This window comes from Burkholderia sp. BCC0405 (assembly GCF_902833075.1).
In the GTDB taxonomy this organism is placed as follows: domain Bacteria; phylum Pseudomonadota; class Gammaproteobacteria; order Burkholderiales; family Burkholderiaceae; genus Burkholderia.
The window spans coordinates 32,069-45,052 of the sequence record NZ_CADFEO010000004.1; the positions used below are offsets into that span (position 1 = coordinate 32,069).

10 protein-coding genes are annotated in these 12,984 nt (G+C 59.7%); 7 read left to right on the plus strand and 3 right to left on the minus strand.

The genetic code is table 11. The features are described 5' to 3' along the window. The first annotated feature begins 1 nt into the window (after window position 1). The 7 genes from HWX36_RS07400 (at window position 2) to HWX36_RS07430 (ending at window position 8,829) form a co-directional block, all read left to right on the plus strand. Window positions 2–1,015 (plus strand): glycosyltransferase family 4 protein, encoded by a 1,014-nt coding sequence (locus HWX36_RS07400; RefSeq protein WP_175951527.1) that lies wholly within the window; start codon window positions 2–4, stop codon window positions 1,013–1,015. Between the two features lie 133 nt (window positions 1,016–1,148). Further along, complete coding sequence (locus tag HWX36_RS07405; protein WP_175951528.1) at window positions 1,149–1,940, plus strand: ABC transporter permease; 792 nt, start codon at window positions 1,149–1,151, stop codon at window positions 1,938–1,940. A 14-nt stretch (window positions 1,941–1,954) separates the two neighbouring features. Continuing rightward, window positions 1,955–2,704 (plus strand): ABC transporter ATP-binding protein, encoded by a 750-nt coding sequence (locus tag HWX36_RS07410; RefSeq protein ID WP_175951823.1) that lies wholly within the window; start codon window positions 1,955–1,957, stop codon window positions 2,702–2,704. Window positions 2,705–2,746: 42 nt separating this feature from the next. After that, on the plus strand, window positions 2,747–4,600 hold the full coding sequence (locus HWX36_RS07415; protein WP_175951529.1) for a DUF4422 domain-containing protein: 1,854 nt from the start codon (window positions 2,747–2,749) through the stop codon (window positions 4,598–4,600). A gap of 247 nt (window positions 4,601–4,847) precedes the next feature. Next, a complete protein-coding gene (gene glf / locus HWX36_RS07420) occupies window positions 4,848–5,999 on the plus strand; it encodes a UDP-galactopyranose mutase (RefSeq protein WP_175951530.1) in 1,152 nt (383 codons plus the stop codon). Then, window positions 5,996–6,853 (plus strand): glycosyltransferase, encoded by an 858-nt coding sequence (locus HWX36_RS07425; protein ID WP_175951531.1) that lies wholly within the window; start codon window positions 5,996–5,998, stop codon window positions 6,851–6,853. The genes glf and HWX36_RS07425 overlap by 4 nt, the downstream gene beginning before the upstream one ends. Before the next feature lie 104 nt (window positions 6,854–6,957). Then, entirely contained in the window at window positions 6,958–8,829 is a 1,872-nt protein-coding gene (locus tag HWX36_RS07430; protein ID WP_175951824.1) for a nucleoside-diphosphate sugar epimerase/dehydratase, read from the plus strand. A 99-nt stretch (window positions 8,830–8,928) separates the two neighbouring features. On the opposite strand, the gene HWX36_RS07435 is transcribed toward HWX36_RS07430, so the two are convergent. From HWX36_RS07435 to HWX36_RS07445, 3 genes are all read right to left on the minus strand, one after another. Beyond that, window positions 8,929–10,149, minus strand: coding sequence for a hypothetical protein (locus HWX36_RS07435; protein WP_175951532.1), 1,221 nt, complete (start codon window positions 10,147–10,149; stop codon window positions 8,929–8,931). 121 nt (window positions 10,150–10,270) lie between these two features. Next, on the minus strand, window positions 10,271–11,800 hold the full coding sequence (locus tag HWX36_RS07440) for a glycosyltransferase (protein WP_175951533.1): 1,530 nt from the start codon (window positions 11,798–11,800) through the stop codon (window positions 10,271–10,273). A 14-nt stretch (window positions 11,801–11,814) separates the two neighbouring features. Beyond that, on the minus strand, window positions 11,815–12,948 hold the full coding sequence (locus tag HWX36_RS07445) for a glycosyltransferase family 2 protein (RefSeq protein ID WP_175951534.1): 1,134 nt from the start codon (window positions 12,946–12,948) through the stop codon (window positions 11,815–11,817). Window positions 12,949–12,984: the final 36 nt, after the last annotated feature.

Genomic DNA, 12,984 nt, shown 5'->3' on the forward strand with positions numbered 1-12,984 from the left:
CATGGCGGCGCTGGTATCGGTATGGGGCGCGGGTATGCTGGCCGTGGCACTGTGCGCGGGGCTGTTGTGGACACTGCTTAGGACGCGGCTCGCGTGGAGACTCGCCGTCGACACACCGAACTGGCGTTCGATGCATTCGATGCCGGTCCCGCGCGTTGGCGGATGGGGCCTGATACCGGCGGCATGTGCGGCAACACTGGCGTTCGGCGGTTTCGGGGGGCTTGACGTCACGCCTTCGATGACGGGGGTGGTCGCGCTTGCCGCATTGTCGTTCGTTGACGATCGCCGTGGGTTGCCGGCGGCCGTGCGGTTCGCAGGGCATTTTCTGGTGGCCGTTGCGTTCGTCTGGTCGCAGCACGTGTTCGACACCGCGTGGCCGGCAATCGTGCTGTGCGTCGCGATGGTATGGATGACCAACCTGTACAACTTCATGGATGGCCTCGACGGGCTGGCCGGCGGAATGGCGTTGTTCGGGTTCGCAACCTATGCGTGGGTCGCGGCCGGGCACGCGCCGGGGCTCGCGTTGGCCGGTGCCGCAATGGCCGGCGCGGCACTGGGTTTCCTTGTGTTCAATTTTCCGCCCGCACGAATCTTTCTTGGTGATGCGGGATCGATTCCGCTGGGTTTCGCGGCGGCGGCACTCGGGGTGCAGGGATGGCTTGACCACGTATGGCCGTTGTGGTTTCCCGTGATGGTGTTCTCGCCGTTCATTGGCGATGCCACGCTGACCCTCGCGAAGCGCCTTGTCCGACGCGAAAAAGTCTGGGAGGCTCACCGTGAGCACTGCTATCAGCGCCTGGCCCGGATGGGATTCGGGCATCGGGCCACGATGCTGCTATGGTACGCGCTGATGGCGGCCGCCAGCCTGCTTGGTATCGGGTTGTTGCGGGTCGCGCCGGCGCTGCAATATGCGGGGGTGGCGCTCTGGTACGCCGGATTGCTGGCGGCGGCGTGCGGCGTTGGCGCCGCGTGGAAGCGTTTCGAGCGGCAGACGAACCGGGGCGGCGGCGGATAATCCCGCCCGGGTGCGGTCTCTCGGCGGGGCTCCGGGAGGTGGTGGCGGAACGGTCGGGACAAGGTTTCGCGACGGGCGCATCGGGCGCCCGGGCGATCAGGTTGCGATATCGCAGTTGGAAAAGCTAAAGAGCATGAATCATATCGATTATCGAAGGAATGAACTCATCGACACGGTGAAGGCCCCGCAGCTCTGGGGCTTGCTGGCCTGGTACGACATCAAGCAGCGCTACCGGCGTTCGGTGCTGGGGCCGTTCTGGATGACGCTGAGCACCGGGATCATGATCGCGACGCTTGGCGCGGTCTGGTCGCTGATCTTCAACATGAAGATCCACGAGTATCTGCCGTTCTACGCGGCAGGGCAGGTGATATGGTCGTTTTACGCGGCGCAAATCAACGAGGCGTGCACGGGCTTCATTCAGTTCGAGGGGTTGATGAAGCAGACGCGCCTGCCTTTGCCGTCTTTCATCTTGCGGCTCGTGGTCCGAAACCTGATCATTTTTGCGCACAACTTCCTGGTGGTCGCCGTGGTCATCACGTTTGTCGGGCCGGGCTGGTCGCCGACGGCGCTGATCGCGATCCCCGGGCTGCTGGTTGCGTCGACTGCAATCTTCTTCCTTTCCCTTTGCGTCGCGATTCCATGCACGCGCTTTCGCGACCTGCAGCCGGTCGTACAGAATCTGACCATGATCGGCTTCTATGTGACGCCGATTCTATGGCAGCCGAAGACGCTTGGCGCCAAGTTTGGGTGGCTTGTCGAACTGAATCCGGCCACGCATCTGCTGAACATCGTGCGCGAGCCGCTGCTGGGTGAAGTGCCGCCGCTCGCATCGTGGCTGTGGGTCGCCTGCATTATCGCGGTGACGGCGGCGGCCGCATCCGTCCTGTTGTCACGGTACCGCCACCGTGTTGCGTACTGGCTTTGATCATGAGTGGAAGAATGGATTCCGTACATATTCGTGCCGAAAACATCACTGTCGAATTCCCGATCTTCAACGCATCGCATCGATCACTGAAGAAGGCAGTGTTGCGGGCGACGACCGGCGGTCGCGTTGCGCACGACGCCGGCAAGCACGTCGTCGTGCGCGCGGTCAGTGGCGCGTCGTTCCAGTTCAATCCAGGTGATCGCGTCGCGCTTGTCGGGCACAACGGGGCAGGCAAGACAACGCTGCTTCGCGTGCTGTCAGGGGTCTACGCGCCGATTTCCGGACGGCTGGACGTGCAGGGGCGTATCGGATCGCTGCTCGACATGTCTCTGGGCATGGATCCCGAGGCAACGGGCTACGAAAACATCTTTCTCCGTGGCGTCGTGATGGGCCTGCGGCCGCGCGAAATCGAGGAGAAAATCGACGAGATCGCCGAGTTCAGCGAGTTGGGCGACTATCTCAACATGCCGACCCGGACGTATTCGAGCGGGATGGCGCTGCGACTCGCGTTCGCGGTGTCCACGGCCGTCCACCCGGACATCCTGTTGATGGACGAATGGCTTTCCGTCGGCGACGAGTCGTTCAACAAGAAGGCATCGAATCGCCTGAATTCACTCGTTGAGCGTTCGTCGATTCTCGTGATGGCGTCACATTCGCCCGATCTGGTGCGGAAGGTCTGCAACCGCAAAATCATTCTCGAAAAGGGGACCCTGACCGAGGTGCCCGTGGATCAGCCGAACAGCGCGAGCTCATCCGTCAGTTGAATCCAGGCAGCACCGCGTTCCAATTTTCGTATGCAATCCAATATGTCTGACAACACAAGCCCCGTGCATATCTATGTATGCCACCACAAGCCCGGCCCGAGCTTTACCGACGGCTGCTTCCTGCCGATCCAGGTCGGTGCGGCGCAGACGTCGACGGATCTTGGCATGCTGCGCGACGATACCGGCGATCACATTTCCGGCAAGAACAAGACCTTCTGCGAACTCACCGCGCTTTACTGGGCCTGGAAGAACGACGTCGGGGCGAAGTGGGTCGGGTTGATGCACTATCGCCGCCTGCTTGACTTCACCGGTGCGCGCCATAAGCCGGACGCGCACGGTTGCGTGAACTATGACGCGCTCGACGATGCAACGATCGACGCGCTCGGGCTGACGGGCGAAGCGGTTACTGCGGCCATTGCGTCGAAGCCGGGCCTGCTCGCGGTGCTGCCGGAGAAGTGGAGCGTGCGCAATGCCGGCAGCCGGAGCCTGCACGCCCACTACGTGAACGCGGACCATCACTTCGAGAAGGATCTCGACGTGCTGCGCGCCGTGATCGGTGAGTTATATCCGGCCGATCTCGACCACTACGATGAAGTGATGCGGGGGCACGACGGCTACTTCACGAATATCTTCGTGCTGCGTCGCGATGTGTTCGACGAGTATTGCTCGTGGCTCTTCGCGATCCTGTTCGAAGTGGAGCGCCGGCTCGACCTGACCAACTATTCCGTCGCGGCTCGACGCGTATTCGGCTATATGTCCGAGCGTCTTTTCAACGTGTTCGCGCGTCGCAAGTTCGCATCGGCCGACACGCATGTGGAACTCGAGCGCGTGTTCGTCAAGGATCAGAAGCCGCCATATCGCGCACCGACGCTGCTTGACGGAGAAGCCGTCAGCATCGTCACTGCGTCGGACGGCAACTTTGTCCCGCATCTGGCGGCTTTCATGGCGTCGGTGCAGGACAATCTGGCGGCCGGCCGGCAGCTCGACCTGATCGTGCTCGACGGCGGCATTCCGGCCGAGCAGCGCAGATTGCTCGAGTGGCAGTTCCGGGAAGGCGGGCCTGGGCGTCTGACTTTCATCGCATGTGCCGAACTGTTCTCCGACATTCCGGTTCATGCGCATTTTTCCGCGGCGACCTTCTATCGGCTCAGTCTCGGCGAATTGCTCGCCAACCACGATCGCGTCGTCTACGTGGATGCGGACACCATCGTCCTCGACGATCTGTCGTCGCTGTACGATATGGATCTGGAGGGTAATGCGGCCGCGGCAGTGCCCGACGTCATCATGCGCAGCTTTGCGGCGACGGGCGTGCCGGCCATGAAGGAAGCGGGCGGCGCGCGCGCGGGTGAATACCTGCGGAACTGGCTCGGGATGGGCGAGCGCGGGGATGACTATTTCCAGGCTGGATTGATCGTCATTGACCTGCAACGCTTTCGCGACATGAACATTCGTGAAAGGGCCTATCAGGACCTTATTTCCAAGCGTTACTGGTTTCTCGACCAGGACGTACTCAACCGTCACCTCGTCGGACAGGTCAAATTTCTCGACCTCGGCTGGAACGTCGTCAACGTGTCGATGGACGTGATCTCCGGCCTGACCACCAACCTGGCGACGAAGGTACGGGAAGTCTTCTCTGCGCCGAAGATGGTTCATTACGCGGGATTCGAGGCGAAGCCGTGGAACAACTCGATGGCGCCGCTTTCCCACTTCTACTGGTATTACCTGCGCAAGACGTTCTGGTATGAGGCGGTCATCGAGCGCCGCCCGCTTTCCGCGCCGACCATGGATGCCGGCCTGCGCCGCGGCCTGATGTACCGTGGCGCGCGTGCGCTCTGGCGTCGCTTGCCGAACTCGCTGCAGCGCAGGCTCTTCTGGGTGCGCGACCTGATGATGTGACGGGCGCGGCCGGCTGCATGCCGGTCGCGTTTCGGGAGATCCCGCATGATGAGAGATGGCTGTCTAGGCCATGGTTCATAGGGTCATCTTTCGTTACATTCTTCCCATTCTTCGTCCGCGAGTTGAGCGGACAATGCAGGCGAATTCGCCATGTTTCACGACATGCCGTGACAGGTCTACCAAGGCGACGGCGTGGCGTCGGCGTTGCATGTTGTGAACATTTAATTCATTCGACAGAGGGTTCGAAGTGCAAAAAGTTGGAATCGTAGGCGCCGGTTTTACCGGGGCGGTTATCGCGTACAAGCTCGCACGTGCTGGTTATCAGGTCGATGTGTTCGATAGCCGTTCGCATCTCGCCGGCAATTGCCACTCCGATCGCGATCCGGAAACCGGGGTGATGGTTCACACTTACGGCCCGCACATCTTTCACACGAGCCAGGAGCACGTGTGGAAATTCGTCAATGAGTTCGATGAGTTCATGCCGTTCGTCAACCGCGTCAAGGCGGTCGTGAAGGGGCGTGTATTCACGTTGCCGATCAACCTGCTGACGATCAACCAGTTCTTTGGCAAGGCGATGTCGCCGAGCGAAGCGAAGGCGTTCCTGGAGTCGATCGGCGACAAGTCGATCACCGATCCGAAGAACTTCGAAGAGCAGGCACTCCGCTTCGTCGGTCGCGATCTCTATGAAGCGTTTTTCCTGGGTTACACGACGAAGCAATGGGGTATGCACCCGACGGAGCTGCAGGCCAGCATCCTGAAGCGCCTGCCGGTGCGCTTCAACTACGACGACAATTACTACAACAGCAAGTATCAGGGGATGCCGAAGAATGGCTATACCTATATCGTCGAGAAACTGGTCGACCACCCGAACATCAAGGTTCATCTGAACCAGCGTTTCGACCGCAAGGAAGCAGCCGGTTACGATCACGTGTTCTACAGCGGTCCGGTCGACGGCTGGTTCGGTTTTCAGGATGGCCGTCTCGGTTATCGGACACTCGACTTCGAAGCATCGCGTCACGACGGCGACTACCAGGGCAATGCCGTGATCAACTATTGCGACGTGGACGTGCCCTGGACACGCATTTCGGAACACAAGCATTTCGCGCCGTGGGAAACCCATGAGCGGACGCTGATCTTCAAGGAACACAGCCGCTTTTGCGGCGAGGACGACGTGCCGTACTATCCGATTCGCCTGGCGAAGGAAAAGTCGATGCTCGCTCACTACGTGGGCCTCGCAAAGGGTGAGCGCAACGTGAGTTTCGTCGGTCGTCTCGGAACCTATCGCTATCTCGACATGCACGTGACGATCCAGGAGGCGCTGGAAGCTGCCGACGGGTTCCTCGCCGCGCGCGCGGCCGGTTCGGAAGTGCCGCAATTCTTCGTCGATCCGTTGCAATGAAAATTGCCGCTGTCGTCGTCACCCACAATCGACCCGCGCTGTTGATCGACGCGATCGACGCGCTGCGCGAGCAGACGCGGGTGATCGACGCGTTGATTGTGGTGGATAACGCGAGCGGCGACGAAACGGTCGAGGTACTGAAGCGAGTACAGGGTGTCGACGTACTCAGGCTGGACGAGAACGTCGGCGGCGCGGGCGGTTTTGCCGCCGGCGTGCAACGTGCACTGGATGTCGGCGCCGACTGGATCCTGCTGCTCGACGACGATGCGATCGCGGCGCCCTCGCTGGTCGAGCAGTTGCTCATATCGCTCGGGCAACTCGCTCACGAGCGGGTCGGCGCGATCTGTTCGACGGTGATGGAGTTCGGCGGGATTGCCCTGATGCACCGGCGGCGGTTCGATCCGGCTACGCTGAATGAACCAGTCGTCGGCGAAACCGAGTATCGCGCGGCGTCAGTGCGTATCGACTGCGGATCGTTCGTCGGTTTTCTCGTCAGCGCCGACGCGGTGCGAACCGTCGGCCTGCCGAATGCATCGTTCTTTCTTGCCTACGACGATACCGAGTATTCGCTGCGCCTCGGCCGGGCCGGCTGGTCGATCTGGCTCGCTCCCGCGGCAGTGGTCGATCACCGGCGGCCTGCCGGCGGGCGGTTGCGCAGCGGGCCGTACGGAATGAAACACTATTACAATTTGCGCAATCAGCTGGCCGTCTTTCGTCATTATGGAACGGCGCCAAAATGGCGCCTGGTCAAGCCGCTCGTAATGCACGGCTTCGTTGCGGCGAAGGACGGGCGGATCGATTCGCTGCGCCGCTGGCTGAAGGCGTGGCGCGACAGCTGGAATGTCAGGATTTGAACGAGAGCCTACGTATTGCGACGTGAGGCACGGCTGCAACGTCAAATCGGGCGGTACGCGTAGATCTGGATGGCCACCGAAATGGCTCAGGTGATGGGATGTCGATAATTCGAATCAAGGCCTCATGGCTATCGCTCAGTGCGTTTGCCTACGACCTCAGTGCGGTCGCGGCGGCGTGGTTGCTTGCCTACGTGGTGCGCTTCAACGGCAGTGTTCCGATCGATTTCCTGCATGGCGCCATCAGTGCGCTTGTCTGGGTGTTGCCGTTGCACGCTATCATCTTCAGGCTTGGCGGGTTGTATCGCGGCATGTGGGTGTTCGCGAGCCTGCCGGATCTCGTCCGCATCGCGAAGGCTCTCGGTGCGGCCGTCGTCCTCATCATGGTCGGGGCGGTGTTGTTCCAGCCGGTTCCGATCATTCCTCGCTCCGTTCTGTTTCTGTTCCCGCTGTTCCTGTTCGTGATGATGGGCGGTGCCCGCGCGTTATACCGGACGGCCAAGGAGTTTTATCAATACGGAGGTCTTGTCGCTCAGGGGAAGCCGGTGCTGTTGCTCGGTGCGGGCAATGCCGGTGCGAGTCTCGCGCGCGAACTGAAGCGATCGCCGGAATGGCGCTTGGTCGGGTTGCTCGATGACGACCCTGTGAAGAGTGGGCGCGAAATCTACGGCTACAAGGTATTGGGAGCGATTGCGGACCTGTCGGCCATTGCCGCATCGATGAAGGTCGAAAACGTCATCATTGCGATGCCTTCGGCGTCGATCGAGACGCGGCGCCGCATCGCCACGCTGTGCGTCCGGGCAGGCGTGAAGGCGATGGTGTTGCCCGCGCTGACCCCAGTCACGCAGGGGCAGGGTTTTCTTTCCCGTGTGCGTCACATCGATCTCGAGGATTTGCTCGGTCGCGATCCGGTACGAATCGATACGCCGCACGTCGAGGCGCTGCTGCGCAACCGGGTCGTCATGGTAACCGGCGCGGGTGGTTCGATCGGATCGGAGTTGTGCCGGCAGATCGTCCGCTTCGGACCCGCGCAACTCGTCGCATTCGACCTGTCCGAATACGCGATGTACCGCCTGACCGAAGAGCTTCGCGAGCACGGGCCGGGATTGCCGATTATCCCCATCGTGGGTGACGCGAAGGATTCGCTTTTGCTCGACCAGGTGTTTTCGCGCTACACGCCGCACATCGTGTTTCACGCTGCGGCATACAAGCATGTGCCCATGATGGAAGAGCACAATGCATGGCAGGCGGTGCGCAACAACGTACTGGGCACGTATCGGGTGGCGCGTACGGCAATCCGTTATGGGGTCAAGCACTTCGTGCTGATCTCGACCGACAAGGCCGTCAATCCGACCAACGTGATGGGTGCGAGCAAGCGGCTTGCCGAAATGGTTTGTCAGGCACTCCAGCAGACGAGCGAGCGTACGCAGTTCGAGACCGTGCGCTTCGGCAATGTGTTGGGCAGTGCCGGGAGCGTGATCCCGAAGTTTCAGCAGCAGATCTCGAAGGGCGGGCCCGTGACGGTTACCCATCCGGAGATCACCCGATTCTTCATGACGATCCCGGAGGCGGCGCAACTCGTGTTGCAGGCCTCCAGCATGGGGCAGGGGGGCGAGATATTCATTCTCGATATGGGCGATCCGGTACGCATCGTCGATCTTGCGCGAGACCTGATCCGCCTGTATGGCTTCACGGAAGACCAGATTCGCATCGAATTCACGGGATTACGTCCCGGCGAGAAGCTCTATGAGGAATTGCTCGCCTGCGATGAAACTACGACACGGACGCCCCATCCGAAGCTTCGGATCGCGGCGGCGCGGGAGGTTCGGGAGGGGCTGCCGGACGAATTGCTACCGTGGCTCATGCAGCATCGTGTGTTGAGCGACGAGGAGGTGCGGCGTGACCTGCGACAATGGGTGGCGGAGTATCAGCCGGTCAACGTGCCCCCGTTGCAGGCAGTCTACAAGGAATCCTACTGAGTCTAGACGGGTGCGGCACTGAGCCGCGTTGCGTGATGAAGCAAGCCGCGGGTGCCTACCGGAACCGGGAGGTCCGGAGGCTTGTGGGAAACGGCATGTTCAAGCAGTCGGCGCCCATCCGATATTCTGGTTGTAGAACGCGTTGGCAATTTGCAGTAAATCTTCGGGCGGCGTATGCAGGATGCATTCCGCGTCGGGTACCGCGGCGTCCTGAATCGCTTTCCACCATGCCTGCTTCTCGTCCGGAGGGGCGGCATGCACGGAGAAGGCGGGAATGCCGAACAGGGTGAGCGCGTGCATGATCAGGCTCGAATACACCGACACGATCGCCAATATCCTTTCCCGATTGTTCACGATGACCGACTCCACCAGCGGAGCATCGGTTTCGATCAGCCGCACACCGATGCGTGCCAGTTCCGACGTGCCAAAGACATCCTTGAGTGGGACCCGCGGGTGGGGGTGCAGCCACACATCGACCCCGATGCCGATCATCGCCCGAGCCATCGGTTCGTAGACCGACAGGAGGGCAAGCGGATCGCCCGAATAATCCGGCGGAGCGCCGGTAGCGAGAATCAGGATGTTGCGAGGGTTCTCGAATATCGGAACACGATAGGACGCGTTGTTACGCGTGAATATTCCGCGGAATATCGTTCCCGAGACAGGTGTCGTAATCAGTGGGGCATTGCGTAGCAGGGACGGGGACAGTGCGTAAAACAACGTCTCCTGCGAATGAGGGGCGGCGCGCAAAATCTGAAGATAGCTCGTGATGCCCTCTTCGAAATAATGATATTGCTTTGCGCGAAATTTTTTTGACAAAAATTGGGCCATTTCGATGAATGGCGAAAACAAGAAATCAAACTCGATGTTTGAAAACGGCAGTTCGCAATGGTCGTCCGAATTGTAATATTCCGAGTGAGAAACACACTGGACATCGACCCAGCGATCATTCGTCTGGTAGGCCCATTGAATATTGTGGCTTTCGGATTGGCGGTCGACCGGGATGAGGAGGTAGTCGTCGTACCGGACGTCGCTCTGCAAGGCAATGGTCGCGGCAATCGTGGTCGAAAAAAAACCGGTCGAAATAAAGAGCCGTTTCGGACGGGGATTTTCGATCGACGTCATGAGCCGCTCGCTCAATGTATCGAGACCGGCAGATTGATCCCTCAGCGACGCAGTTACCTGAGCTTGGTACTCGGTGAGTTGCTGTTTGATCGCAGTCACTTCACTCTGAAGTGTCGCAAAACGATGTTGACGGCGCACAAGCGATGTGATCGCATTTTTGAAATATTGCCCAATCCGCTTTTTGTGCGGTTGTTGCATGCTGCTTGCCCTCTTTGCTGACGATTTTTATCCTATTGTAAGGAGCTGAGTGGCCAATGCAACACACAAAAAAATACAAAACGTTACAGACGATACGCTGCGCCTGTAACGTTTTGGGGGCTTATTTCTTGATGGCGCGGGTAAATGCTTCTTTTTCCTGCGACAAGCCTTGGGCCAGCTTGTAGACGTCCTCGTTTCCGAGCAGCAGCAAGTTCGAAAAAATATCGCTAGCTGCTTGCGTACGATATTTTGATTTCAACTCGTCTTCCAGCAGGCTATCAACCCAGAAATGGGTGCTGATTTGTATTTGCTTGAAGAGCCTTTCCACGGAAAGCGTGCCGAGTGCGGACACGCGATCGTGCAGTGCCTTGAAGATGTCGAAATGGACAAACAGCCGTTCATCCTTGAATCCGACCGTCTGGCCCGGGCGCTCGAGCCGGTAGTGGTACATATGGCCGCTGGTGGCGACGGTGTGCGGGCGGCAGAACAGGACTTCGGCGTTGAACAGCAGATCGTCGAATCGCTTGATATCCGTGTGAAAGCGGACACCATGAACGTCCAGGAAGTTCTTCCGGAAGATCTTGCGCCAGATCGTGGGCGCATGAAGGACGACTTCATCGGGGTCGACGCGATAGCAGTCAAACAATGCGCGTTGAGCCGAACCGAAATGCTCCTCGACTTCGTGACTCGTGCCGCTGGCGCTGTATTCCTCGACGTAGCCGCACAGCGCGACGTCTGAGCCGGTGTCGATCGCCGCGCCGACGAGTTTCTCGAACATGCCTGGCGTTATCCAGTCGTCTCCGTCGACGAACCCGATGTAAGTCCCGCGGGCCTCGTCGAGGCCACGTTGGCGCGCCGCTGCACAGCCACCGTTGACCTGGGAAATCAGCCGGATGTTGGAGTACTTTTCCGCATAAGCGGCCGCAACCGCAGCAGTGTCGTCCTTGGAGCCGTCGTCAATTACCAGGACTTCGGACGTAATCCCGCTGATCGTTCCGAGCGAGTCGAGGCACTGCGGCAGGTAAGCGGAAATGTTGTATGCAGGAACAATGATGCTGACGTCGATTGCCTGCGCCTCGTTCCAGTGAATGACGTTCTGGCGCTCGACGCTATAGAGTCGAAACGTGCGTGCGAACGGCTTCAGTTTCTGATAGAGCTGCCGGGCCGGAAACCGGCTCTCTTCGAATCCGCCGATCAGCGTGTCGATCCTGGCGGAGCGGGAGATCTTTTCGACAATATCGAGGCTGAAAAAGGCCCAATCGATGTACGCAGCAACCTTGTCGCACTGCCATGCCGCGACAACGTTTGCAAAGTCGTCCAGCCGGTCAAGACAAACCATCCGGGAATCGGACTCCTGGGCGATGAGTGCCTTGAGCTGCTTGCGCTGCTCTTCGACCGGATGGTAGACAATCGCGCGGCGACTCGTATCCGACGCCACGAACTGAAACGCGCGCAGGGCGGCGTCGTTCGCAATGTGGAACAGCGTGTCCGCCCGGCTGGTGTAAAGCAGGCCCTCTGCATGATCAGAGGCGGTCAGCGACGCGCTGGCACGCTGGATTTCATCCATGTTCGCGTCAGAAGACAGCCAGCCGGTGCGTTCAGTATTGGCAATTCCGCTGGGAATGAAATCTGAAATGGCGAGTCTTGTCATGATGAATTCCTCTACTACTTGAAGCGGCGCATTAGGCCCGCTACGACAGTCTTGGCACGTCGGCGCATCGCCAGCTGGGCATGCTCTCTTCTTCCGGTGTCGAGATAAAACCGGAACGACGTTCGAACATCGGTTTTCTTCGAGACATATAGAGAGAGTTCTCGTGCTTTCTTGTTGAGAATCAACCAGAGCTTGTACGATCGGTCGTCGTTACGGGCGTTCGTGCCAAGCACTTCGTTCAGCCATGCATCCGGGAAAAGCTTGAATGCATCGGATAATTCGCCGACGAAACGCTCTCGCACCGGATGCGCGACGCTGGTGATGCACCAGAACGCGAAATCGACCAGGTGCGACACGATCTGCGCGCCCGATGTGCCCGGGAGGCTTGTAACGTCGGAGTCTGCCGCGACGGCCTGCACGATCCGGACAAAGTCGAGACGTTTCTCGTCGTTGCGACTGGTGATCTGCCCGGGGCGGTTGATGCGATAGAAATAGGCGGGCGCCGAGGTCAGCAGGATCTTCGATGCAATTGCGATGGCGCGGAAGTGCTTCGGCACGTCCTCGTAAATCAGCCCCATCGGAAATGCCCCGACCCGGTCGCGCAGGAAGTCGGCGCGATAGACACGATTGCACGACGACGCTTCGAAATGAGCGAGTTGCGGACACTCTTCGATATTCGTCAGCGCAAAGGCGTTGCCGTTCAGCACGGAGTCGAACACGGCCTTGTCGTTGAACGGCTTGAACTCGCCCGATCGCTGGTTGTACACCAGCGATCGCAGCCACGCGAAATCGCCGCCGTGGCGATCGAGCAGGCGCACGGCGTTCGCAAAGGCGCGTGCATCGATCCAGTCGTCGCTGTCGATCAGGCTGATATAGCGGCCACGTGCACGCCGGATGCCGGTATTACGAGCGGCGCTGAGCCCGCCTGCCCGATACTCGTCGTAATTCTGGGTGGAGTCGACAATGAGCTGGAGATTGGGGTGGCGCGCGCATATTTCGCTCACCATTTCCATCGTCCGGTCGGTCGATCGATCGTCGATCACGATCAACTCGAAGCTGATTCCAACGTCGCGAATCAGGCTGGTCAGGCAATCTTCTATAAAGGGCTCAACGTTATGGGCTGGAACAATGTAAGACAGATCAGTCACGGACTTATTTCTCCGGCTATGTCGCCTGCAGCGTAG

Excerpts from the sequence above, each read along its gene's own strand:
- HWX36_RS07425 (WP_175951531.1), top strand. The coding sequence starts at position 5,996 with ATGAAAATTGCCGCTGTCGTCGTCACCCACAATCGACCCGCGCTGTTG.
- HWX36_RS07410 (WP_175951823.1), top strand. The coding sequence starts at position 1,955 with ATGGATTCCGTACATATTCGTGCCGAAAACATCACTGTCGAATTCCCG.
- HWX36_RS07435 (WP_175951532.1), bottom strand. The coding sequence starts at position 10,149 with ATGCAACAACCGCACAAAAAGCGGATTGGGCAATATTTCAAAAATGCG.
- HWX36_RS07400 (WP_175951527.1), top strand. The coding sequence starts at position 2 with ATGGCGGCGCTGGTATCGGTATGGGGCGCGGGTATGCTGGCCGTGGCA.
- HWX36_RS07415 (WP_175951529.1), top strand. The coding sequence starts at position 2,747 with ATGTCTGACAACACAAGCCCCGTGCATATCTATGTATGCCACCACAAG.
- HWX36_RS07440 (WP_175951533.1), bottom strand. The coding sequence starts at position 11,800 with ATGACAAGACTCGCCATTTCAGATTTCATTCCCAGCGGAATTGCCAAT.
- HWX36_RS07405 (WP_175951528.1), top strand. The coding sequence starts at position 1,149 with ATGAATCATATCGATTATCGAAGGAATGAACTCATCGACACGGTGAAG.